The 25,287-nt window shown below is 43.8% G+C and carries 20 protein-coding genes; 17 read left to right on the forward strand and 3 right to left on the reverse strand.

What is annotated here, in order from left to right:
* Positions 1-164: 164 nt before the first annotated feature.
* Positions 165-788 (reverse strand): tetratricopeptide repeat protein, encoded by a 624-nt coding sequence (locus tag DXX93_RS00665; protein ID WP_147302619.1) that lies wholly within the window; start codon positions 786-788, stop codon positions 165-167.
* Between the two features lie 91 nt (positions 789-879).
* Here DXX93_RS00665 and DXX93_RS00670 point away from each other — a divergent pair, with 91 nt between their 5' ends.
* The 8 genes from DXX93_RS00670 (at position 880) to DXX93_RS00705 (ending at position 8,884) form a co-directional block, all read left to right on the forward strand.
* On the forward strand, positions 880-2,133 hold the full coding sequence (locus tag DXX93_RS00670) for a glycosyltransferase (RefSeq protein ID WP_116006377.1): 1,254 nt from the start codon (positions 880-882) through the stop codon (positions 2,131-2,133).
* Between the two features lie 72 nt (positions 2,134-2,205).
* Positions 2,206-3,873 carry an asparagine synthetase B family protein gene (locus DXX93_RS00675; RefSeq protein WP_258872556.1) on the forward strand — a complete coding sequence of 556 codons (1,668 nt, stop codon included), beginning with the start codon at positions 2,206-2,208 and terminating at the stop codon, positions 3,871-3,873.
* Positions 3,860-4,834 carry a polysaccharide deacetylase family protein gene (locus tag DXX93_RS00680; protein ID WP_116006378.1) on the forward strand — a complete coding sequence of 325 codons (975 nt, stop codon included), beginning with the start codon at positions 3,860-3,862 and terminating at the stop codon, positions 4,832-4,834. The genes DXX93_RS00675 and DXX93_RS00680 overlap by 14 nt, the downstream gene beginning before the upstream one ends.
* A complete protein-coding gene (locus DXX93_RS00685; RefSeq protein ID WP_116006379.1) occupies positions 4,831-5,964 on the forward strand; it encodes a DegT/DnrJ/EryC1/StrS family aminotransferase in 1,134 nt (377 codons plus the stop codon). Before DXX93_RS00680 ends, DXX93_RS00685 begins: the two co-directional genes overlap by 4 nt.
* A 3-nt stretch (positions 5,965-5,967) precedes the next feature.
* Entirely contained in the window at positions 5,968-7,011 is a 1,044-nt protein-coding gene (locus DXX93_RS00690; protein ID WP_116006380.1) for a GNAT family N-acetyltransferase, read from the forward strand.
* Positions 7,012-7,257, forward strand: a complete 246-nt coding sequence (locus DXX93_RS00695; RefSeq protein WP_116006381.1) for an acyl carrier protein — start codon at positions 7,012-7,014, stop codon at positions 7,255-7,257.
* 2 nt (positions 7,258-7,259) lie between these two features.
* The gene (locus DXX93_RS00700; RefSeq protein WP_116006382.1) at positions 7,260-8,057 is read left to right on the forward strand and encodes a hypothetical protein; all 798 of its coding nucleotides are present in this window, start codon (positions 7,260-7,262) and stop codon (positions 8,055-8,057) included.
* Positions 8,057-8,884, forward strand: a complete 828-nt coding sequence (locus tag DXX93_RS00705; RefSeq protein WP_116006383.1) for a hydrolase 1, exosortase A system-associated — start codon at positions 8,057-8,059, stop codon at positions 8,882-8,884. The genes DXX93_RS00700 and DXX93_RS00705 overlap by 1 nt, the downstream gene beginning before the upstream one ends.
* A 48-nt stretch (positions 8,885-8,932) precedes the next feature.
* Here DXX93_RS00705 and DXX93_RS00710 read toward each other — a convergent pair whose 3' ends face one another.
* A complete protein-coding gene (locus DXX93_RS00710; RefSeq protein WP_116006384.1) occupies positions 8,933-10,774 on the reverse strand; it encodes a TonB-dependent receptor plug domain-containing protein in 1,842 nt (613 codons plus the stop codon).
* 121 nt (positions 10,775-10,895) lie between these two features.
* Here DXX93_RS00710 and DXX93_RS00715 point away from each other — a divergent pair, with 121 nt between their 5' ends.
* The gene (locus DXX93_RS00715; protein ID WP_116006385.1) at positions 10,896-13,007 is read left to right on the forward strand and encodes a PQQ-dependent sugar dehydrogenase; all 2,112 of its coding nucleotides are present in this window, start codon (positions 10,896-10,898) and stop codon (positions 13,005-13,007) included.
* 45 nt (positions 13,008-13,052) lie between these two features.
* Here the strand turns inward: DXX93_RS00715 and DXX93_RS00720 are convergent, their stop codons facing one another.
* The gene (locus tag DXX93_RS00720) at positions 13,053-14,492 is read right to left on the reverse strand and encodes a polysaccharide lyase (RefSeq protein ID WP_116006386.1); all 1,440 of its coding nucleotides are present in this window, start codon (positions 14,490-14,492) and stop codon (positions 13,053-13,055) included.
* A 78-nt stretch (positions 14,493-14,570) separates the two neighbouring features.
* Between DXX93_RS00720 and DXX93_RS00725 the strand changes: the two genes are divergently transcribed.
* The 8 genes from DXX93_RS00725 to lexA all read left to right on the forward strand — a co-directional run bounded on the left by DXX93_RS00725 (position 14,571) and on the right by lexA (position 25,157).
* Positions 14,571-15,812: a right-handed parallel beta-helix repeat-containing protein gene (locus DXX93_RS00725; protein WP_116006387.1), complete on the forward strand. Its 1,242-nt coding sequence runs from the start codon at positions 14,571-14,573 to the stop codon at positions 15,810-15,812.
* 255 nt (positions 15,813-16,067) lie between these two features.
* Positions 16,068-17,345 carry a Vi polysaccharide biosynthesis UDP-N-acetylglucosamine C-6 dehydrogenase TviB gene (gene tviB / locus DXX93_RS00730; protein WP_116006388.1) on the forward strand — a complete coding sequence of 426 codons (1,278 nt, stop codon included), beginning with the start codon at positions 16,068-16,070 and terminating at the stop codon, positions 17,343-17,345.
* Between the two features lie 11 nt (positions 17,346-17,356).
* Complete coding sequence (locus DXX93_RS00735; RefSeq protein WP_116006389.1) at positions 17,357-18,385, forward strand: NAD-dependent epimerase/dehydratase family protein; 1,029 nt, start codon at positions 17,357-17,359, stop codon at positions 18,383-18,385.
* A 156-nt stretch (positions 18,386-18,541) separates the two neighbouring features.
* A complete protein-coding gene (locus tag DXX93_RS00740) occupies positions 18,542-19,339 on the forward strand; it encodes a hypothetical protein (RefSeq protein WP_116006390.1) in 798 nt (265 codons plus the stop codon).
* Between the two features lie 86 nt (positions 19,340-19,425).
* Positions 19,426-22,374: a hypothetical protein gene (locus DXX93_RS00745; RefSeq protein ID WP_116006391.1), complete on the forward strand. Its 2,949-nt coding sequence runs from the start codon at positions 19,426-19,428 to the stop codon at positions 22,372-22,374.
* Between the two features lie 64 nt (positions 22,375-22,438).
* Positions 22,439-23,755: a hypothetical protein gene (locus DXX93_RS00750; protein WP_181902099.1), complete on the forward strand. Its 1,317-nt coding sequence runs from the start codon at positions 22,439-22,441 to the stop codon at positions 23,753-23,755.
* Complete coding sequence (locus DXX93_RS00755) at positions 23,755-24,435, forward strand: condensin complex protein MksE (RefSeq protein ID WP_116006393.1); 681 nt, start codon at positions 23,755-23,757, stop codon at positions 24,433-24,435. Before DXX93_RS00750 ends, DXX93_RS00755 begins: the two co-directional genes overlap by 1 nt.
* Before the next feature lie 107 nt (positions 24,436-24,542).
* Positions 24,543-25,157 (forward strand): transcriptional repressor LexA, encoded by a 615-nt coding sequence (lexA, locus tag DXX93_RS00760; RefSeq protein WP_116006394.1) that lies wholly within the window; start codon positions 24,543-24,545, stop codon positions 25,155-25,157.
* Positions 25,158-25,287: the final 130 nt, after the last annotated feature.

The raw sequence follows: 25,287 nt of genomic DNA on the forward strand, positions 1-25,287 counted from the left end.
CCAGTTCAGCATGTTGCAAACTCTGGGTTGGTAGAGCGTTGAAGGCCATATAGTGAATGTTCAGGCGCCTTGGACTTCCTTGGGGACATTTATATTCACTCGTTCCTGACAGAGTTGTATGTTGCCACAAATGATGATCTACCAAGTCCTTTGTACGGGCACCATTACTCAACGTTAGAAAAGTTTTCTATCTGCTTTGCTAGCCCTTGTAGTGGGTAGCCTTGCTGATAGGCCACTTCGGCATGTTGTCGAGCTTTTACTAAATCCCCAAGTTTTACATACAGTAAACCAGCGTTGTAATTGATTTCGGGATTTTCAGGCAATAATGTAAGTGCTACTCGGTAATGTTCCTTGGCTTCTTCCAGTCTTTGGGTTTGTTGCAGGTGAATGGCGTAAATCATGTGCGAAATGGCGTCATTGGGCTGAAAGTACAATGCGCGTTTAAAATAGCAATCAGCGGTGTAGTACTTGTCGATGTTTCTAAACGCCATCTTTTCAATTCGTTGGTGTTTAGCCATTGCATATAGAGCTCTGTGGTAATTTGGAATCGCTCGTAAGGTGTAGTCAATATCGGCAATGAGCTTGCCTGTTTGTCCGGATTTGAGTTTCTCAACATTAGAAGTAAAGTGAGCGCCTAGTACGATAGGAAGCTTAGATGAGTGGGCTGGATTGGTGAAATCCCACGGGCCATAGGCGTTTTGTAAGGGGACGCCTTGTTCAATACCGCATGTGGTGTTATCGCGATTTGCACCTATAACTTTATTTGACAGTACTAAAGTTATAAACAAAATTATAATTTTTATTTGCACCGAAAAACCTAACGCTCCATGATAGATATAAATTAAGTATATAGATATCAAGAATAAGAAGAAAGATACAGTGGCAAAGGAATACAGAATACTTTATGTCGCGTTTCATTATCCTCCAATACTAGGCAGTAGTGGGGTACATCGTACATTAGCTTTCACTCGCTATTTGGTGGAGCGCAACTGGAATGTAGATGTACTGACGAGTTCGCTACAGGCCTATGATCGTTGGGAGGAGTCACAGCTTTCTTTTATTCCTGACAAGGTCAATGTTATTAGAGCGTTTGGGCGCAATACAGCTAAGCATTTAAGTATCAAGGGCAAGTACCTCGGGTTAATGGCTTTACCGGATAATTGGCAGAGTTGGATTTTTAGTGGTGTGGTTTCCGGGCTTATCTCAATATTACGCCGCAAGCCAGACGTTATTGTTTCCACGTACCCAATAGCCTCAGCACATGTCATTGCTTATGTTCTCCATAAGTTATCGGGTATTCCATGGGTTGCCGACTTGCGCGACCCGATGGCACAAGAAGGCTACCCTGCAAACCCGCGTAAGAAGCGAATTTTTCAGTGGTTAGAAGGTAAAATGGTGAAGCACTGCCGTCACATTGTTTTGACCTCTTCTGGTGCAAAAGCCCTCTATGTAGAGCGCTTCCCTCAAGTGACTGAAGAAAAATGGCAAATCATACCAAACGGTTATGATGTCGCTATGTTTGCATCACTTCAAACCTCAAGTAACCATCAGCAAAGTGAAAAAATAGTGTTGCTACACAGTGGTGTGGTTTACCCGAGTGAACGAGACCCAAAACCATTATTTCAAGCGATAGCGGCGCTCAAAAAAAGTGGCCGCCTAAGCGCCACTAATTTTGAGTTGAGATTAAGAGCAACGGGACATGATGAGATCTACCAACCGCAGCTTGCTAAGATGAATATCGCAGATATTGTCAAATTAGCGGCACCAGTGCCTTTTCATGAGGCGCTTAAAGAGATGACAATGGTTGATGGTTTATTGCTGATGCAAGCCGCTAATTGTGATTATCAAATACCCGCTAAGGCTTATGAATATATTCGAGTTGGTAAGCCCATTTTTGCGTTAACGACTGAGCAAGGCGATACCGGCCAACTAATGGCTCAGCAGTCAAATAGTGTCATAGCGCCTTTAGATGATGCATTGGCGATTGAACAGCAGTTAATGAGGTATTTAACTCAGGTACAGAATGGTGAGCTGGCACCATTGCCAGAAGAGCAAATACTTCGCTATTCTAGACAACATCATGCCAGTTCATTTGAAGCATGTTTGCAGCGCAGCATAAAACACAGTATTTAGGGGTGAGGCAGTAAAGTGGAAGATATCAAAGCAAGGAGCTCATTCACGTATTTATTATCAAATGCGATGAATGTGAAGCTAGTTTCTGACAAGCCAATGACGCAAATTGCTGATGAACAGTTCTTTGTTGCTGTGTTGGGCAATATAGACAATACCAGCGCTCAAGATATTTTAGATAAGCTGGCCAAGGGTGAAAAATTATCTAATTTTTACCAACAGCTGAGTGGCCGTTTTGTCTTAGTTATTGCGAACCAGCATGATTCAACATTAACGTTGGTGAATGACTTTATTGGTCAATTGCCTTGTTACTATGCTGAGCATGGCGGAGAAATCACAATTTCTCACTCGTTAAAATTACTCAAGACGGCTGTTCAACAGACATTGGAAATTAGCGAACAGGCTATTTTCAATTACATGTATTTTCATTGCATTCCTTCGCCAACAACTATATACAAAACGGTATGTAAACTTGAGCCGGGTAAAGCGGTAACCTTTGATAGGACGTTACAGCGTTCAACTCATGCCCTTTATGCACCAGAGTTTTCGATGAATGTGCAAGACAAGCAAAGCTTGCATCAAGAATGTTTGGATATCATTGAAACAACGGTAAAGCAGCAAGCCTCAGGTAATTGCGGTGCCTTTTTAAGTGGTGGTTTAGACAGTTCGACAGTATCTGGCATGCTGGCGAAGCATCAAACACCAGCGAAAACCTTCTCTATCGGCTTTGAAGCCGAAGGTTATGATGAAACGCCGTACGCGAAAATCACCGCAAATCACTTCGATACCCAGCACCAAGTGCTTTACCTGCAGCCTGAACAAGCGGCCGAAGCCTTTGTTAGCGTGGCACAGTATTTTGATGAACCATTTGGTAACTCGTCTTCTATGGCAGCCTATTTTTGTGCCCAATTTGCGAAACAGCATGGCGTAGATACCTTGCTGGCGGGGGATGGTGGTGATGAGCTCTTTGCCGGTAACGAACGCTATGCCAAGCAAAAGCAGTTTGAACTGTATTATAGTTTGCCATCACCCATGCGCGCCTTAATGAATGCAACCTTAAACAATGCTGTTATGGCGGGTATACCCGGTATTAGCAAGGCAGCTAGCTATGTGCGTCAAGCCGAAGTTAAATTGCCTGCGCGTTTGCAAAGTTACAACTTCATCAATATTGTTGGTCTAGCGGAAATGTTCACGCCAACGTTTTTATCTAAAGTTGATGTTAACCAACCGATTGCGCAATTAGCGCAGCGATATCAAGAGTCTAATGGTGAGCATCCGGTAGATAATATGTTGTATCTGGATTGGAAGTTTACGCTCGCTGATAATGATTTAGTTAAAGTCAATAAAATGTGTGAGCTTGCTGGCGTCGAAGTTAAATTCCCACTGTTGGACAAGGCGCTCGTCGACTTTAGTTGCAAAGTACCCGCAGATGTAAAATTACCTGGCTACGAACTGAGAGATTTTTATAAGCAAGCCTGCCGTGGCTTTTTAGCTGATGAGACACTTGATAAGAGTAAACATGGCTTTGGGTTGCCGTTTGGTGTTTGGCTAAAAGAAAATGAAACGTTAAAAAATATAGCATTAGACGCGTTGCAGCAGTTTAAAGCGCGAAATATTGTTTCGGAAAGTTTAATCAATAAAGCGCTTGATGCTCATCATAGCGTTCACGCGGGCTATTATGGTGAGCTTATTTGGATTATGGTGGTACTAGAGCTCTGGCTTCAAGGCAATGAGAGTCGTTAAAGCCGTGGCACTTACTCATCAATTACTTGCTTGGCTAAGTAAAGCCTTTGGCAAGAAAAAGCTCAATATTCTTATCTATCATCAAGTTGTTGCGCAACACGATGTGATGCGCCCCTCTGAGCCGAGTGCTGATGTGTTCGATTGGCAGATGCAATTGGTGGCAAATTATTACACGCCGATGTCCTTGTCTGCTGCAATTCAAGCGTTAAAGTCTGATACGCTGCCTGATAATGCGCTTTGTGTCACTTTTGATGACGGTTACCGCAATAATTTAACCGTTGCTGAGCCGATTTTGCGCAAGTACGGTGTGCCGGCAACGGTTTACGTGGCAACTGGGTATACTGCTGGCAGGAATATGTTCAATGATCGCATTTTAGATCTCATTGGCGATACACAGCGCACTCAATTTAATTTATCTGCCGCCGATTTAGATCAGCAAGCCGCTGAGAGCACGGCATCACGCATCCAACTCGCACACAAGGTGATTGGCAAGATAAAATACTTGCACTTCAATCAACGCAGTGAGGTTGTCGATCAACTATACGTGGACAATGACGCAGACGAAGCGCCTCATCGAATGATGACATCAGCACAAATCCAAGAGCTAGCGAACAAAGGCGTTGAAATCGGTGCGCATACGCAAGATCACCCCATACTCAAGTCGCTTAAAGTGTCGGAGCAACAGCAGCAAATCCAAGCCTCAAAAGAGACGCTTGAGGCAATGCTAGATAGGCCAATTAGGCACTTTGCCTACCCCAATGGCAAACTTAACGATGACTATTCTGGCGACACAGTGGAAATTATCAAGGCATTAGGATTTGAAAGTGCTGTTTCTACCCATTGGGGGATTTCTGCTCGCAGTAGTGACTTTCATCAAATGAAACGCTTCACGCCATGGGATACAACGCCCATTAAATTTCACCTTCGTATGATGTTGAATCAGTTAAGAGGCGAACAATGACCACAGTAACATTTCGTCCGCCACTGGCATATGCGACCAATTACCCAGAGCCGCACATCAGTGCGACCCCAGATTATTGCCATTGGGCACCATGGGGGAAGTCGATAGCGCAACACTCACAGTTTTCGCGCAACAGCTATTTTACTAAAAATGGTCGTTCAGCACTGGGTTACATTATTCGAGAGTTTGGTTTAAGCCAAGATAGTCGGGTCTTGTTACCAGAGTTTCACTGCCCAGCAATGATCGAACCGTTTTTGGCGAGTAAGACTCAGGTATCTTTTTATCGATTAAACGATGACTTGTCTGTCGACCTTGATGCACTAGCACAATCTATCCAAGGCTTTGACGCAATACTGCTGGTGCGATTTTTTGGTTTTCCAACCAATATTGAAGGTGCGCTGAAAATTGCCAAGCAACATCAAATACGCGTGATTGAAGATTGCGCTCATGCTTTTTTTAGTGAGCAACTACAAAGTGGCCCGCTGACTTCAGATGCGAGCTTTTGCAGCTTAAATAAGTTTTTTAGTTGTTTTGATGGCGGCATGCTAAGAACGCAAAGCGAGTCAACAAAATCTCAACTACTCGCGTTATCGGGTCCCGGCGCCAAGAGTGAAATCAAGTACTTTTTAGGTAAGAGTGATTTCGTTGCCGCGTTGTCAAATGCCGTTAAGCGCTTCAAACCAGGTGCAACTAATGCCAATGGCGCTGTTGGTGGTATGGATTCGGAATCAAGTGAGTTTCGTTATTTCAATAACGCAGACATGAATCAGCGCTGTTTTTCGCTCACCAAAGCACAGCTATATGTTGAAAACTATGGCCACATCGCTTTTTGTCGTCGCTACAATTATGCGACCTTATTTGAAGCGTTAGCAGCCTCAAACATCGGGCAACCCTTGTTTGCACTTGATGAGCAAACGGTGCCGTATGTTTTTCCATTTTTGCTTAATGACAAACGTGACTTTGATTACATTCGCCAGCGCGGTATTCAAGTGTTGCGGTGGGAAGAGTACTGTGTCACGGATAATGTGGTGATTGAAGACTATCGAGAGCGACTCATTCAAATTCCTTGCCATCAAGATTTATCGCAAGAGCAGTTAACTTTTATTATCAATACGCTAAACAAGAATTAATTCATGGATGCAATTAAGTGGCAGTTATTGCCTGTTTCAGAATTTCATACGATCCATAGCCAATGGGATGCGTTAAATCAAAGGACTCTTAATCAAGGGGTCTTATCTGCGCTTTTCATGCAAAGCCTGATCAATACGTTTGCTGCGCAGCCGCTATATATCCTGTGTAAGTATGAAAGGGCTCAGCTGACGTTCGCCGGTATTTTTGAGCAACGCTCAAATTATCGCTGGGCTATTTTCCAAACCTCCCAAGGACCTTTGGGCGCAATATTATCGGAAAGTCATACGCTAGACCGTCGCTTGTTCGCTGACATTCATCAACATCTGCCGGGCACACAACTGTTGTTTGATTTTACTCAGCTAGACAGCGCATGGTTTGAACAAAGTGACGGCGTAGACTGCTTGCCATACATCACGACAGGCTCGTTGCGAGTACCGGAAGATTTTGATGCTTATTTTGCCAGTTTAAGCAAAAACACACGCCAAAATATCAATAAAGCGAAAAATCGCCTCAACAAAGAGGGGGTGGCAATCGAGCTGTCAATTGTGACTCAGCCTGAGCAGATAAAAGCCCACATCGCACAGTATGGTGAGTTGGAAAGCAAAGGCTGGAAAAGTTCGCTTGGCACCGCCGTTGATATCGCGAATGAACAAGGTGCGTTTTATGTGGAAATGATGACCTCGTTTGCTGAGCAAGGTTTAGCGCAAATTTGGTGTTATAAATTTAATGGCGCCATTGTTGCGGTTGATCTGTGTATTGTGCATGACGATACCATCACGATATTGAAAACGACGTTTGACGAAAATTTTGCCCGCTACTCACCGGCCTTGCTGATGAAAGTTGATGCTTATAAAGCAATGTCAGAACAAGGTAACATCAAGCGTATCGAATATTACGGTAAAGTCATGGACTGGCACCGCAGGTTGGCCTGTGAGGAGCGCGCCTTGTTCCACGTGACATGGGCAAAAAACCAAACACTTTACCGTTCATTGAATTGGTTGAAAAATAAAATTAACAAACATCCTAAGGTTAAGGAAGTAAACTAAATGTCTTTAGAGCTAGAGTTAAAAGAACTGATCCAAGAAAGCTTACAGTTAGATGAAGTAGCCAACTGGGAGGCTGATACTGAAATTTTGGGGGCTATTCCTGAATTTGATTCAATGGCGATTGTGACCGTGCTGACACTTACTGAGGAAAACTACGGCATCGTTATCGAAGATGATGAAGTCAGTGCAGAAGTGTTCGAAACGCTTGGCAGTCTAACGGCGTTCTTGTCAGAAAAAATTGGCTAGCTATGTCGATTCAAGGGCATTTTATTGCGTCCACTCAAGGGCGCATTTTTGTTAGCCAGTTTGGCAACACGAAAAGCGATGTTGCCGTGTTATGTGCACCGCCCGTTGCGGAGGAGCTGAACCTCTCTCGTGCTGTACTGGCAAAACAATGCCAAGCATTTGCCCAGCAAGGTCTCGATAGCTTTATTCTCGATTATTTCGGTACTGGCGACAGTGAGGGAGAGTTCGAAGAAGGCTCCTTAACTGACTGGTGTGAAGATATTTTATCTGTAGGTAAGTGGCTACAAAGTTTAGGTTACCAAAAGCTTATTGTGCTTGGTGTTAGGGTGGGGGCCCTATTACTCGGAGTGAATCAACAGAAGCTGCACGCGCAATTACCGATTATCGGTCAAATCCTTTGGAAGCCCGTCACTAATGGTAAGGTCTTCGCCAGCCAATTAATACGAATCAAGCAGGCCAACCAAATGATGAGTAACAGTACAGAAAAGGTAAACTGGCGTAATGAAATCCTTGCTGGTAATAACACGGAAGTGGCGGGTTACGTATTAACAAAAGCTTTTATCGAAGGTATTGAAGCTGCGGTTGTGCCGGCGACTGTAGAGTGGCAAAGTCCAGTCAGCTGGTTAGAGCTGGCAACAGAGAAGGTAACGCCAGCGACGAGAAAGTTCGTTGAGGCGAGTGATGTTATTGCTGTGCATACATTGCAGACACCCGCTTTTTGGCAGGTGCCAGAGGTTTTCGACTTGCCAGAGCTTTCTGCAGTAGGTGTGACTATCACTAACAAGTTATTAGGTGAATAATGGAATACGCTTTTACTTTCTCATCCAATAACGAGCAGCTGCTGTCCATTGTTCATCCCAGTGTAAAGCGCAATGATACCGGCGTGTTGATCGTGGTTGGCGGGCCACAATATAGGGTTGGCAGCCATCGCCAGTTTGTTCAGTTAGCGCGATGTTTAGCTGACGCAGGTTATACCACCATGCGTTTTGATTACACGGGGATGGGGGATTCATCGGGCAAAAAAGCGGAATTTGATGCCATTGATGATGATATCCGAGCGGCAATCGATGCTTTTATGCAGCAGCAACCTGAGCTCAAGCGCGTGGTCATTTGGGGGCTTTGTGATGCTGCTTCGGCGGCGCTGATTTACGGCCATCAAGACACCAGAGTAAAAGGGCTGGTTATTTTAAATCCCTGGCTAAGAAGTGAGCAGGCGATGGGTAAAACGATGTTAAAGTTTTACTATGTTCAGCGATTATTTTCACCAGACTTCTGGCGAAAGCTAATCGCAGGGAAAGTGAATGTGACAGCCAGTGTGAAAGAAGTAAAAAACTTCGCCGCAGATAGTGTCGGTGCTGGTAAAACCGGTAGTCAAACGAGTTATCAAGAGCGTATGAAAAAAGGTTTGCAGCAGTTTAATGGCAAGTTACTGCTGATCTTGAGTGGTAATGATTTAACCGCGAAAGAATTTGAACAACAGGCATTTACTGACAAGGCTTGGCAAAAAATCAAATCTGCTCAGTGTTTTACCGAGCGGCTAAGTGATTCTGATCACACCTTTTCAACGAGTGCATGGAAGCGACAAGTCGAGCAGCACACGGTCGCGTTTTTACAGCGACTAAAATAAACGGGCAATTAGCCCGTTTATTTTCTTCAATTTTGGCGCTGTGTTCGATCAGATCTGCCAAGTTATACCGACTCTCAATTGACGCTCTGCGCCGTAAAAACCAATCGATTCTTGATAAGACTTATCGAGTAGATTATCGATGGTGAAAGTCAGCGATACGTTGTCGTTCACTTGCCACAAGCTATTGATATCAATTGTGGTATAGCCACCAAGGGTGCGAAGGCCAGTTGGTACCGAGCTGTCATAAAACTCAGCTTGCGTATCGAGGATCAGGCTCGTGGTGACATCGTCTAAAGTTACAGAGGCATTCACCCCTCCGCTCCAGTCAGGTCGGCGTCTTAATTGCGTGTTTTCGTTAACAACGTCAACGTCTAAATAGCCCAAATACACTTGCAAGTTCAGCCAATCGTGTTGATAGCTTGAGGTCAGTTCAACTCCTTGGGTTTTAACTTGCGATCGGTTGACGGAGGTGAACAACTCAGGATCAAAGTCCACCAAGTTAGTAAAATCATTTGCGTACCACACAAGTTCACCAGTGACCGAATTGGTTGGTGTGAATTTGATACCAAGCTCTACCGAGTCGGCCTCTTCTGGTAGCAAGTTTTCATTGCCCACCAATGGGTGTGCTAAGGCAAAGAAGCTCGGTAGCTTGAAACTCTCGCTGTAACTTGAAAACAAGGTCAATTGATTTATTTGATATGACGCGGCAAGCCTAACTGCGGTGTCACTGGCAAAGTTTTCTGGGTTTTCAAAGCGAGCGCCGAGGTTTATTTTAAGTTGGTCAACAGCAACATTGGTTTCAATAAACGCACTGTAGTCAGTTTGTTCAAGTCGATAGTTAACTGGCAGCTCAAAACCGAAATTTAAAAAGCCCGTATTCGTGCCTGTTTTATCTTCTGCACTTGCCCCTGCTGCCCACTGCACAGCTTGGAACTGGCCTGTAACGTGAACGTCGATATTTTTCTCTTCGTATTGGCTCTCAATTTCACTCGCTGGCACACCTTGAGGTAATTGCGGGAGAATTCCCGGGTGATTTGCATCTTGAGTATGCTCAGACCAACTTACGTTGACATTCAACGATTCTAGATAATCATTGGTTAGCAGAACCTTAGATTGTAGGGCGGCGATCAGCTGCTGATTTTCTCTCACTTCGGCGAGCATAGGTGATGCAAAATCTACACCGCCACTGTCTTCTGCGAGTGAGTCGGAATCTTTCGATGAATAATTTAGCATCAGCTGATGTGATTGCTGCTCATCATTGAAGCGGACTTTTATTAATGCTTGCGTATTGTCGTAGTTTTCAAATTGACTCGCATCGCGCTGTGATTGGCTGAGTGATAACAAGCCTGACAGCCCGCTGTCAGAATTTGTCGTTAAGGTGAGCGCCCCGGAGCGATAGTCTTCACTGCCTGCTGCTAACGATACGCTAGTGTTGCTGTCAGTTTTGGTAATGATATGAATAACACCGCTCAAGGCATCACTGCCATAAATCGCGGACGGTGAACCGCGGTGCACTTCTATACGTTCTATTGCTGCCACGTTGATTTGATTGAAATCGAATCCGCCCCCGCGACTATTGGTCGGGTCGTTGACAACAACATTATCAATCATCACTAAGGTAAAATTAGACTCGCCACCGCGAATAGAGACAAACGATTGCCCTGCGCCATTGGCGTTTTCTTTTAGTGATAAGTGAGGAATGGCGTTCAGTAATTGGGTCGTGGATATCGGGTTTATTTGCTGAATTTGTTCAGCAGTTAGCACGGATTGGGCACTAACGGCGGCGTCACTGAGGCGACTGCCCGTTACAGTAATCACTTCAGTTTGTGCAACACAGGTTAAAACCGTAAACGCAGGAAGTAAAGACGATAAAATGCGCGTTTTATTCACAGGAGTAAGTTCCTTCTAATGCTCGAGTAGTCAAATTCAGAAATGGGTGGAAATATATACTAGCTGTGGAATAATTCCAATGTATTAACAGAACATTAACTAAATTTTCAAGGAAGGGCTGGTGGCAAATAATCAACCAACAACTGCTTTTATATACGGTGCTATTCAGCTTGTAGCTATTATTCTTGCTGGGGTGATTGGGTTTTACTTTACCAGAGAGCTTGGACTGATACCCAAAGCCGTTATCCAATTACCAGATGTATTTGTCAGTCATGATGACTATATTCACGTGCTAACCGCATTTTTTGTCGGCTATTTAATTCAAATCGCGTTAACCAATGTGATGTTTAAAGCCCATGCGCTGACCTCAATGAAGCGCTTTGCCCATGAATATATTTTCTATCTGTTTGCCTACACGACCATTTCGCTGTATCTATTTTTAGCCACCACAATTAACTACGATCCCCAATTTATTGCCGCGATCGGCTTGTTTTCGACGATTTTTTATTGGTTGATTGCCTTAGTTATTTTAGTTAAGGCCAAAGAAACAAGTGTTGGAGGTTTCTTCTTTCAGTTAATTAAACGCTTTTTCTCCATGAGTGGTGTGTTGGCGTTAGCCTTCTTTTTCGTACCACTATTATTGGGCAAGGCATTTTCAAGCGATCGTGATATAGCCAATAAAATTACGCAAATTCGCATTTGGTTTAATCCTGTAGCAGAGACGGCGTGGGGCTTTAAAACCGTTTTTACGGGGACTAAATTTCATCAGCCGGTTTTGGCGAGGCAAGCGCCAAACACAGATCAACACATATTCGTCTTAGAGCGCTTTGGTAAAGTTTATCAAATGGACTTAACACAGCCACAACAGCCACCTGAGCTAATGTTAGATCTCTCGCAAGAGCTGGGTGTGGTTGAAATGGAAAACGGTGCTATCGGGTTGGCGCTTCACCCTGAGTTCGGCTTGACCGATTCTGCTAAACAATACGCTTATGTGTATTTCACCGATACTCGTCCAGAGGGCGGTATTCAGCACAATAGACTGTCGCGATATGACCTATCAAGACCAACGCTCGCAGCAAGGAAGGCATCTGAACAGGTTATCCTATTGCTTGATCGCGAAGATAGTGGCTTCCATAACGGTGGCTCATTAGAATTTGGCTCTGATGGCTATTTGTACGTCGCTATGGGGGAAGGGGTGCGCACACCGTCAGCAAGCACTTTTCAAGATACCTTTAGGTCAGGCATCTTGCGACTGGATGTTGATATGAATACTGAGACTAGCAAGCAGCCTAACCCGTTCCCAACGGGAATCGCTAAAAACTATCTCGTGCCTAAAGATAACCCCTTTATTGGTAACCCGGATGTTCGTGATGAGTTTTTTGCCTTGGGGTTACGCAACCCGTTTAGAATGAATTTTGATGCCAAGACACAGCAATTGTGGGTTGGTGATGTCGGCTCGACCATTTGGGAAGAGGTCAATGTGATTGAAAAGGGTATTCACTATGAATTCCCAAAAGTAGAAGGTCACAATGTCGATAATATTCAATCAAATGAATTAGGCTTGCCAAGTAAAGGGCCGATTTATACCTATCAACATACGGCATATGACCGCGCGGTCATCGGGGGAGTCGTTAACCGCAGTGACTATTATGACGGCCTGACTGACAAATACATCTTTGCGGATAACTATTCAGCTAAGTTGTTCGCACTCGATGCGAGTAAAGAGCGCGTTGATGAAGTCGAATTCTTAGCAAGGGCAAATCAGTATGCCCAGCGCGGCGTATCGTCTGTCACCCAACTGCGCAGTGGTGAGATATTTATTACCACACTTGGGGCGGCATCGGACACCAGTGGCGAAGTGTTACAGTTGGTTAAAGCATCAGAGGCCAATGTCACGGCTGCTGCGGAAGAAAAGAAAACGACACCCAAAGGCTACGATGAAGATGTAGTCGCGGCGCTGTACAACGTAAACTGCGCGCGCTGTCACGGTGTTAAAGGTGATGGAGATAGTCCTGATGCCGTGCATTTAGGCGTGCCATTACCTGACTTTACGTCACCGCTTTATCACCACAAGACATCAGCAGAGCAGATGCTAGAGGTCATTAAAAAAGGCGGTGCGCAAACAGGCAAAAGCCCCTTAATGCCGCCTTGGGAAGGCTTTTTGAAGCCCCATGAACTTGAATACTTAGTGACATATATTCAATCACTCCCTGACAAGCATCATAGTCATTAACGGTAAAACGCCGCGTTAAGCGGCGTTTTTACTGGTCAACACGCTCTAATTACCCTTATAGAGGGGACCAATATACTCAGAGGCGATAACAATATTATCGATAAAAAGATCAAAGTCATGCTTGGGTTTATCTACGCCGCCAAAGTAGAAGTTAAACCAAATTTTTTCAATTTTTAGCGCTGGCGTAGTGCGGAAATTGAAATCATTTTTTGAAAAAATCTTCTTGCCATCAATCCACGCTTCAATAATACCGTCATTAACGCCAGGAGTGTTCAATTTTAGTCGTTGCTCTAGGCAATACCAAATGCCAGGCGCTATGGTGGATAACTCATCGCCATACGGGATAGTGTGGCCATAGTTACTTTTCCCTACTTCATAGACGTATTGCCCAATCGGCATGTGGCCTTGCCAAGGACTGCTCGCGTTGTTAACCGAGCCAAAAAAGCCTCCGCGCGCAGACCAGCCATTTCTTCCGTTGTTACCACGACCGCCCCAGCCCGCTTTATTATAAGTACCACCAAAGCCCGGCAGTTTGCCACCACCAGAGATGTTGGCGTTCTCACCCAGCTTCAAATAATAGCGAAAATAAGCTTCCTCTGGCTCGTTTTCGCCATGCTGCTTAAAATAAAAATCAAAATTGTTTGCTAAGTTTCGTTTGGTACTAAAAGGAATTTTTGCCGAGCGTTTGCTTTTTTGATCGACAAAATTAGCTTCATCTTGATTGATGGTTTCAATGGCTTGCTGCCATTCTGATTCCTTCATACCTGTGGCGAATAACAATTTATCCAGCCAAGAGTCCTGTTCGAAGTTTTGCGCATAATAAACGCTAGCATGTGAGCTGATTTGCTCATCATAAAAGTGTTGCTGTGCGATACCACGGTCAATATCAGGTGCGTTTTTAACGGTTATAAACTGAGACACACTCACATTGGCGTGGCCAAATTGCTTTTTAGTTAACGGAAGGAGAAGCTCAGCGCTAAGTATTGTCTTGTTGATGTGCTCTGGTGGTAGCTTGAAAGAGAATATGCCGTGATTATTGGTGCCAATTTTAACAACGTGCTTGTTGCCGAGCGGTTTGCGATTGTTGTTGATAATGTAAGCGTCAATATCGGGGGCTAGCGTCAGTGTTTGCTCCGCTAGCTGAAGTTTTAATCGTGCTGATTGTCCTGACGGGGATTCTTTCGACTTTACATCGAAAATCCCCTGTTTAGATTGTAAATGTAAGTGAAGCTGAGCTGTGGCTTTTAGGCCGTTAAGTGTTACCTTGATGCTTCTTGCTTGATCTGTATCTTTTACGGAGAATTGGTTTAAAAGTATCGCTGGGTTTTGTTGCAAATATTGAAAGAACCCTCCATCTTGCCACACAATTTTTGCCGCATGACTACGAAATTTAAAAGTGACGGTTTCGTCAAAAAAATCGGCCTTGGGTGCCGCAGATACAAACACCGCGAATGAGAGAATTAAGATCTTACCAAGCCAAGTCATCCTTGCACCTTTTGCAATTGTTCCCACGAAACTGTTCAGTGTAGACTAACATAACACACCGAATTTACATGACATTTAATGTATCGACTAATTGCTATTTTGTTGGCGTTGATTTGTATTGGTACAGCAACGTTTTTTCCATACTCAAAAGATGATGTTCTCGTAAATGCACTTAAATATAGCCATCTCAATATCCCACAAAATGAAGGGCTTCATCGCTTCGCATTAAGTAAAGTAAAACAAATCGCCTCGGCGTTATATCGGCCGACAATTTACCCTAAAGTCATTGATTTAACGGGGATCGGTAGCTCGGTTAAGCAGCCAATGTATTTAACGGATTCCCCATTTCACATTAAGGTTGCTAATACCGAGCAGTTATTTGCTGCTATAAAGGCCGCTGAACCGGGGGAACACATCGTTCTACAACCGGGAATCTATGTTATCAATCAACCACAAGTGCCTATTTTGACAAATGGCGAAAAAGGAGCGCCAATAACGATTTCTGCGGTGCAACTTGGCGAGGTGCGACTGCTGATGAGTGGTCAAGAAGGTTTCGCTGTCAAAGCCAGGTATTGGAAATTTGAAAATTTAATTTTTGTTGGCGCTAAAGGTCATGATGGGGCAATTGAACATGCTATTCACCTTAGTGGTGATGCGGACTTTGTTGAGATATCGAATAATCAATTTATTAATTTTAACGCGCATATCAAATCTAATGGAGCGCCCAATAGCCGCGGTGAATTAGACTTTCCTGATGGCCTGCTTATCGCTAACAATGATATTTATAACCAATGGAAACGAAATACAAAATCTCCGGCATCGCCGATAGATATCGTTGGCGGGGACTCCGTCATTGTGAAGAATAATTTCATCGCTGACTTTGGTAAATACGGGCGTCAGGGTTATGGCACTACCTATGGCGCCTTCATGAAAGGTGGTGGCATCAATGGCCTATTTGACAACAACATTGTCATGTGTGAATGGCGGCTACCTCATACTTCACCACTAGATATTAGGGTAGGCTTGTCATTTGGTAATGGTGGCACTGGCTCCCAGTTTTGCGCAGATGGTAAATGCGAATATGAGCACGTCAATGGCACTATGCGCAACAATACGATATTGAACTGCGTCAATGATGTCGGCATTTATTTGAACAAAGCGAAAAATACGTTAGTCGAGAACAATGCGGTGAGGTCGAGTCTAGGGGTTGATATTCGGTTTGAGCAGAGCAGTGCAGATATTGTTGGTAACATTATTGAAGGGCGAGTGAACCAGAGAAACGGTGCAAGCGCCTCTCTAAGTGATAATATATTTGAATAAATATTAGCCATTGAATAGCATAACTATACTGCGTGTTTTAAGGCGCTTTTACATGAAAAAGCCTGCATGGGGTAACACTTGAACAAGAAGTGTAGCTGACGAATATTTGTCAAGGTAAGTTGAAGTGGCAAAAAGGAACGGGTTATCTGCAGCGGTTAAATTGCTTAATTTGTAAAATAATTGAACAATTTACTAGCTGAGTATGCAAGAATATTCTAGATAATAAGAAAAAGTGACAGGTTTAGGGAAGAGGTAATGGCGCTATTAGAAAATCAAAAAATCGCAGTGATTGGACTGGGTTATGTCGGTTTACCGTTAGCGGTAGAGTTTGGTAAGCAATACCAAACGATAGGCTTTGATATTCACCAACAACGGGTTGACGAATTAAATGATGGCTTAGATCGCACCAATGAAGTGGAAGCCGAGGAGCTAACCTTAGCGAACCAGCTGGTCTGTACCACAGACAAAGCCTTACTCAAAGGTTGTGGCTTTTATATTGTGACTGTGCCAACCCCTATCGATAAGCACCGTCAGCCTGATTTAACACCATTGCGCAAAGCGTCAGAAATGCTTGGCAGCGTGATTGGCAAAGGGGCAACGGTGGTTTACGAATCAACCGTTTATCCGGGGGCAACGGAAGAAGACTGTATTCCTATTATTGAAAAAATCTCTGGTTTAACGCTGAATCAAGACTTCTATGCCGGTTACTCGCCAGAGCGTATTAACCCCGGTGATAAAACTCATCGTTTGCCGACCATTTTAAAAGTGACTTCTGGCTCTACTCCTGAGATTGCCGATAAAGTTGATGCCTTGTATGCATCAATTATTACCGCAGGCACTTACAAAGCTTCGTCGATTAAGGTTGCAGAAGCCGCTAAGGTTATCGAGAATACCCAACGCGACGTCAATATTGCGCTGATTAACGAGCTGTCGGTTATTTTTAACAAACTCAATATTGATACCTTAGAAGTGCTAGAGGCCGCGGGTACGAAATGGAATTTCTTGCCGTTTCGTCCGGGTTTAGTGGGGGGTCACTGTATCGGTGTTGATCCTTATTATCTAACGCATAAAGCACAATCTGTCGGTTATCACCCAGAAATGATTCTTGCCGGTCGTCGCCTAAACGACGGTATGGCGCATTATGTTGTCTCTCAGTTAATTAAAGGCATGTTGAAAAAACGCATTCAAGTCGAGCAGGCACATGTCTTGGTCATGGGCTTAACGTTTAAAGAAAACTGCCCAGACCTGCGCAATACCAAAGTGATAGACATTGTGGAAGAGCTCAAGGAATACAACGTCAATGTTGATGTGATTGACCCACTCTGTGCCTGCGAAGAAGCCCAACAAGAATACGGAATTAAGCTGACTGCTGAGCCTAAGCAAGGTGACTATGACGCTGTGATTTTAGCGGTGGCACATGATGAGTTTAAAGCCATGGGGGCCGGGCAGATTCACGCACTCGGGAAATCAACTCATGTCCTCTACGATTTAAAATGTGTGCTACCGAAAGACCAAGTAGATATGCGTTTGTAAGAGCGATTTGAATGACTAAATACGAACAAGTATGCCAAGAGTTGTTAGCAACACCCAAAACCTGGTTAGTGACCGGTGTTGCTGGTTTTATTGGCTCAAACTTACTGGAAGCCCTGCTCAAGTTAAATCAACGCGTGATAGGTTTAGATAACTTTGCAACCGGGTATCAAAAAAACCTTGATGAAGTGCAGGGGCTAGTATCCGCAGCGCAGTGGCAGGCGTTTACCTTTGTTGAAGGTGATATTCGCGATATGAGCACTTGTACACAAGTTTGTGCTGGCGTTGATTATGTATTGCATCAAGCGGCACTAGGCTCTGTACCTCGCTCGCTCGCCGATCCCATTACCTCAAATGCGGCGAATGTCACTGGTTTCCTCAATATGTTAGAAGCCGCCAAACAAGCGAAGGTTAAAAGCTTTACCTATGCCGCGAGTAGTTCAACTTATGGTGATCACCCAGCACTACCCAAAGTTGAAGAGAACATTGGCAACCCGTTATCACCTTATGCGGTGACCAAATATGTTAATGAGCTGTACGCCAATGTGTATGCCAAAGCCTATGACTTCAACTGTATTGGCTTGCGGTACTTTAACGTGTTTGGGCGTCGCCAAGACCCTGATGGTGCCTATGCCGCCGTGATCCCAAAATGGACAGCCGCGATGATCAAAGGGGACACCGTATTCATTAACGGCGATGGCGAAACCAGCCGAGACTTCTGTTATATCGACAATACCGTGCAGATGAATATCTTGGCAGCTACCGCTGCATCAGAGGCGAAGAATGCCGTGTACAACGTCGCACTCGGTGATAGAACGACACTAAATGCGCTTTATGGCGCCATTAAACATGCGCTGGTAGAGAACGATGTGAACGTTTCACAAGAACCTTCGTATCGAGACTTTCGCGCTGGCGATGTGAGGCATTCACAAGCCGATATTGCTAAGGCGAAGCATGCTTTGGGTTATGAGCCTAGTCATCGAATCCAACAAGGCATTATTGAAGCTATGCCATGGTACTTGGCTAATGTTAGCCAGTGTTAACCAATGCTAGCTAAGGTTAGCTAACGCTAATATCCATATTCACTAATTGCCGAAAACTTACAAACCACCCTATTGGGTGGTTTGTTGTTTGCGATGGTTGTAAAATCCTTTCTATCCCTAGACTAAATCCTCAATAGCAAACCAACAAGGCGTTAAATGCTCGGCAAAAGAATTGCGACTTATCTGGATAAAATAGAAGCTGGTGAAGCCATCGACTACAAAAAGTTTTTGTCGCTGCTACCAGAAGACCTGCGCGAGCAAGTGACCAATTGCACTTCAACTCATTTTATTAAAAAGGGCGCCGAAAAAATCACGATTGCTGATGCCAGCTTGCTGCAACGATTAAAAGTACTTGCGCAAGTGCCAGTAGATCGCATCGAAGCGAGCCTGCAAGGGGATTCACATAAAGCGAAAGTATCAACCAGCTACTTGTTTGTTTACCATCAAGGCATTAACGGGGTAAACCCTGATACGGTGATATGCAATGAATCAACATTTTATGCAAACTTTCGCTCTAAATCGCAGTTGGTCATTGTTGAAAATGCGGAGCTATTTTTTGCGCGCGACATGCTGCTTGAGCTATTGAATAAAGTGTTTAAATGCTCGCTGTCGTTTGCCAACGTCGATCTTGTGTTTGGTTCCGGTAATCAAATCTCAAATCAGTATAATCAGCATTTTCTTGCGCAGTATGAATCGGTTTTGTGTTTTTTTGATTACGATCTTGGCGGTTTAAAAATCTTTAAAGCGATGAAAAACCTACTGGGTGACAAAGCAAGGCTAGCTGAACCTGTGTCGAATGATTTAGATCGCTTCTTTGTCAAGAAACCTAAGAATGCACAACAGTTCATTAGTGCGCTAACCGCTGCCAATGAACTAGGTTTACACCAGTTACATCAAATATTTGAAGCTAAGCAACTGTTTATGGAGCAAGAAGCACTGCTTGCGTTGGCTTAACACTTTGCCTAAAAACGGGCGAATGCTCATGCAAAAAACCATGCAAAAACTTAGGCGAAAAATCAGGAATTTAAGGAAACCACCTATTGTCTCCTCAATTTAATTTTGTTCTTAAAAAGCTCGTGTTAGTGGACTCTGCGGGTTTTTGTTACTCGGAAATCGAACTGGATAAACACACCATATTACTCGGCGAAGGTAATGTGGGTAAATCCAGCTTACTCAATTGTATTCGCTTGTTTTTACTGCCAGAAGTGAATTTTAATAAGGCGAAAGACAAGTTTAACTTCAAGAGTTCAAACGGTTACCAGTACGATAAAAACGAATCTTTTGGTCATTACTTTCCCAGTAAATACTCTCACCTGATTATTGAAGTTGAAAAGGTCATCGCGGGTAAACGCTATACCCATTGCCAAATTTTAAATCGCGGCAAAAACCTGTCGTTTGAGCGTATTTTTACCACCTTGCCATACGCCGAAATTCAACACCTGTTTTGGCAAGTGGAAGACGATGATGAGCATCATATTGGTAGCCGTGTTGACAAGCTGTCAACGCAGGAAATCTTCGCGCAGATTAAAGCCAAAGATAAGCACTGTTTAGCTGTTAAAGAGCCTCAAAAACTCAAAGACTTAATGTATGCCAGAGACATACTGTCAGAAGTCGCGATGCGTTACAGCTTGTTTCCGCTTAATGATGCCTCAGAGGAGAATGTTGAATCATTACGCGCTTTGATCTTGATGTTGTTTGATATGGAAACGTCGAATGAAGGGGTGGCGAAGGCCGTTGCCAACATCATAGAGTCAGAGAAAAAAGAAACCACAGATGCGCTCAATTTCGATATTCACTCGTTTATGTCGGCGCACGACTTGCTCAAACAAGAAGAGCAGAAGTTAACGGATATTGACAACAAAACCGCAGAATTTACGCAGTTAACTCATCATTTTAGCCAGTATAGTCAGCTATCTGAGATTGAAAGCCAGTTCGTTGATTTCTATTTGTATTTGAATAGTGAAATTAAAGTCACTAATGCAAATGTGAGCGCTTCAGCGACCAAAATTAAAGACTTTCAAATTGAGCTCAAGCCAATTGCAGAAGAGATTAAGTTACTCGGGCAAAACCTGTTTACGGCCAACAGAAATAGCGAGCAAGCTAAGAAAAATATTGCCCAAGCACAAAAAGACATCGACACCGCAGAAATGGAATTAAGCCTATACGGGGAGATGAGCGCACAAGAAGTGCTTGAGGTGTTAGACGAAGAATTTACCACCACGCAAGATAAAGTCAAAGCGCTGCAAGATGAAAACGCTAGGTTAGGGCGAATTCAATCATTGCAACAGCGCATTGCCGAGTATCAAGCGAAACAACGGGTCATTGAAACTGAGATGGCAAATTCGCAATTTGCCATAGATAAGCAGCTGTCGCATGAAACCTTAGCCTTGTTGCATTCAGTTAATCCGAAATTAGTGATGGCAAATCCAGGCCGATCGCTGACTCAGCAAGAATGGGACTCACTTGAGCACTTCAAAAATCTGTTTGTCGATCAAGGTTATTTGTATAACTTCTGGGGACAGGAATTTAGTAAATCAACTTCTCGAACGGTACGTAACTTAGCGCTTGAACTAGATGATATTAAGTCAGAAATCAGTGCCGATACCGCTGAAAAAAATGGACTAGAGCAGCAAGATACGGAAAACCCGCTGATCACGGCTAAAAAACTTGAAGCGCTAAACAAGGAGCTAAAAGAAATCGCCCGAGTCAAAGGGCTGATCAATGAGTTAGCGAACAATCGAAGCGGCTTGAATATCTACAAAAAGCAGCTTACTGAAAGCCAAGCCGAGCTAGCTGAGCATACGCCAAGGTTAGACACACTTAAAGCCAAGCAATCTGAGCTGGCAGAGCTTATCGAGGCTGAGCAGCAAAGCAAACAATCGTTAGCGGCTGAGCAATCGCGATTACTCGAACTACAAAGTAAATCTGATGGTACTAAGCAGGCGTACGCAAAAATACAACGACAACTAGAGCGCCAAGACACCTTTAATCACCAGCCGTCGCTGACCGCTGAGCACTTGAGTTCACTGCAACGAGCCTTGCAACAGGTTGAAGGGCTGCGCGCTAACATTATTGAAAGCCTGAGAGACTTTGCCCGAGCAGGCTTTATTGAAGCGGATACTGAGCTGTTTAATTCAAGCCCGCTGCCGAGCGTTATTCATCAGTCATATTTGAACTTGAAGCAGATATACGACGAGCTAGACGGTCAACGCTTGCTGTTAAAAACTAAAACCAAGTCGCACAACGAAAGCGTTAGCAACTATGTGGATATATTAGACAAAAACTTTGAACACATTAGCCGCTTTGAAAAGCAACTCAATCGTTCGTTTGAAGGAATTTCCGTGAATGACTTAGCGGAAATCGAAGTGTCGATCCACGTTGACCCGCGCTTTAGCAATTTGATTAATGAGATCCACAAAAGCTACAACGAATTTAGTGAACAAGCATTGTCGGAGCAGTTTTATCTTCGCTTACAAGCGTTTAGTGATGCCTTCTTTAAAAACGGTGAACGCAATAAACTCGTCATGGCTGATGTGATCAAGCAAGTGAGCTATCGCGTTAAAAAAGAAGGCCATGAAAACTGGCAAACGAAACAGCAGTCAACCTCAACCACGGCCTTAATTAACCTCAAGCTGGTGCGTATTTTATTGGCTAAGCTACGCGCTGATAGCTGTATGGTTAAGCTGCCAGTGATTATGGACGAAGCGGCAAATATTAATGTTAATCAGTATGAATGGCTGCTGAAAGATATTAAAGAAAGCGGTTTCTTCCTGTTTACTGCCGGCACCCACAGCTCGGGCGCAGAGCTGGTTCATATGATTGGTAACCACTATGATGTAGACGCGCTAAAAACGGCAAAACCTTACAGCGCAGAAAGAACGCGTGTGGTTTGGGATGGGCCGCAAGCCTTCTATAACCAAGAGGAATTTGACGCCTTTGTCGGCGACGAGCAAATTGATTTGCTGGCAGGTGTTGATGAAGAAATTTAGCGCCATTCAGACCCTAAAGATAATGTTAGAGCGACCTAACATTATGTTTAATGTCATCAAAAAAATGGATAGTCAGAACGAGCGCTTTGTCAGTGAAGCAGCGGTCGCTTTTGAAGTGCTGGAAAATATCAAGCACTTGGATAAGCTAGAACAACAGCGCTTTAAAATTGCCTATTCAACGGAAAATTTAACGAATTCCCATATCGTTGCCGACCAAGATCAGGTTGATAACGTTAATCGCATGATGTTCCAAGAGTCGGTTATCGCGATATTTCGGCTCTGTGAAACTTCGCTTTATCAAGAGCTGACGGATGCTAGGCTGAAATCAGAGCTGGCTTCGTTTTGGCATATTCAGCAAAAACTACTCGCGGACACATGCAGCTTTAATCAGGCCGATTTTGATTATGTCGAGTTGGTGGAAGAGCTGTTTCACAAGCTGGGCAGCTTGCTTGATCTGCTCAAGCGTAACTTAGTGCGGATGCAGAATATTAATGGTGACTTGGAAAAACTGTCGTTTGAAGTGAGTAAAAATGATATTGATTTTGTTGAGTATCGCCAAAAAGTCCTCGACGATGTCACGCATCTTTATGAGCGTCATATTTTGCCGACTCAACGCTTTGTCAATCCCGATGTTAAACTCGTCGATGGCGATAACCTGTTAGCGACGATTAACTCCATTAAAGTGCTGTTTGATGCTCATGGCAAATTCGAGTTATCTGATCAGGTGTTTCGCTATGGTTTAAGCTTTGCCAATATCATTAATCCGCTCAAAGATGTCGCCAATCAAATTAATGGCTTCATTCGCAAAACACAGCGTAGTCTAGCGCAGTTTAATGCGATGGAATGGCACTTTGAGCGCTTTATGCAAAAGTATGACGAAACCTTAGACGGCAGGGTGAATCGCACCAAAGTTGATAACTCATTCGCGACAGCAGTGCCGTTTATGTTGAATGTAAAACGCATTCCGCGACCTAAGTCGCTAAAAATCGAAAACAATGCGGCGTATTTCACGAATATTTTCACCGATCTGCAATATCGCATTGACGATCAGCTATTTTTGGCCAATCAAGATCTCGATGCTGAGGGGCAAGCCTTAGTGTCGTTCACCTCAAAAGAGCGACTTGGCCGCGCGCAGGAAATTTATCAGCTCATTGAACAGCTGTCGCTGCGCGAGTCGAAAGACATAGTGGCGACCTTGCATTATCGCCTGCAAAGCTTTTTACCTAATTACCATTTTGTCGATCTCATCAATGCGGTGGTACATTTTATGAAAAAATCCCTAGATGGTAAGCAGTTGGTCAAGACCAATCGAAAAGCGTTTATTCAGCAAGCAGATAAGTATTACGTTTACCGTGTTGTTATTTTACAGGAGGCACAATAGTGTCAGATAGGATTGTGGAAAGTACGATCGTCGAGAGTAAAACTGAAGAAAGCAAAGCCCTTGAAAGCACGGCCCTTGAACGGACTGCCCTTGAAAGAACAGCTGTGTACAGTTTTGATGAGATCCCATACACCAAAAGCGCCGAGATTTACCGCTTGTTCGCGCAAGGCAAAGTGTTAAACAAACAACGCTACGACGATGTCCAAGGTTGTCTGGTGGACGATGATTTATTTACCTTAGTGTTCCAAAAAATTACCCACTTCACGCTGTTTTTCAAACACATGGGTTATGAATTGAAATTTGATGAGCAAGGTGACTTTTACTACACCCAAGACTTACGCGATATCAGTAATGACGAGTCAGACGACAATGCTATGAAAATACAGGCGGTTATCCTGTTTATTGGCCGTTATTACGCAACTATCGGCGATCTTGCACAGCTAGCCGATCCCATGTTCGGTTTGAAAGAGGTGGATGTTGATGCCCTAAAACAAGATGATATGTTGGCCAGCTCGTTAAAGGCACTAAGGCTGGAAAACTGGGATAAAGCACTAGAATACCTGACCAGCAGAAACCTGATATTTAGGATCGCAAAAGACAAATATGTTTTTAGCAATGCCGCAATGACGTTTTTACATCGCCTGATTGACGCTCATACCGAATTTGTTAATCAAGACTAGCGTTTAGCACTATCAGTGCGCGTAAATAAATTAGCCTTGCGTATCCATACAGTGTGTATATACTTCCAGTAATACTGTATGGATATCAGGAGAGGGCCTGTATCGCTATGAAGCCATTAACCGCACGACAATCTCAAATTTTTGAGCTTATCAAAGACAAAATTGCTGATACTGGTATGCCACCAACGCGCGCTGAAATTGCTAGCTTTTTTGGTTTCAAATCAGCGAATGCCGCTGAAGAGCATTTAAAAGCGCTGGCGAAAAAAGGCTATATTGAAATGCTGCCTGGTACCTCTCGTGGAATTCGATTAGCGGATGCTTTCGTGGCGGAGTCTGGCTTGCCCTTAATTGGTCGTGTTGCTGCCGGTGAGCCTATTTTGGCGCAAGAGCATGTGGAAGATCGCTACCAAATAGACGGTAACTTATTTCAACCCGCCGCCGATTATCTTTTGCGGGTCAACGGTGAAAGTATGAAAGATATCGGTATTATGGACGGCGATCTACTGGCGGTGCATCAAACAACCGATGTGCATAACGGGCAAGTGATTGTTGCGCGAGTTGAAGATGATGTAACGGTAAAACGCTTTAAACGTGAAGGTAACGTCGTCTATCTACACGCTGAAAATGAGGAATTTGCACCGATTGAGGTTGATTTAAGTAGCCAACACTTCAATGTTGAAGGTATCGCTGTTGGCGTGATCCGTAATGCAGATTGGATGTAGTTAACGTTTAGTTTTTACCAGTGCAAATAACCTTCACTTCACAGTGGTAAATGACACCTTTATTTTCACTGTTAAATTCTCGTAATTAAACCAGTCAATTTGACTGGTTTTTTGTTGTTTTATTTTTATT

Source organism: Thalassotalea euphylliae, from assembly GCF_003390335.1.
GTDB classification, from domain to species: Bacteria; Pseudomonadota; Gammaproteobacteria; order Enterobacterales; family Alteromonadaceae; genus Thalassotalea_F; species Thalassotalea_F euphylliae_B.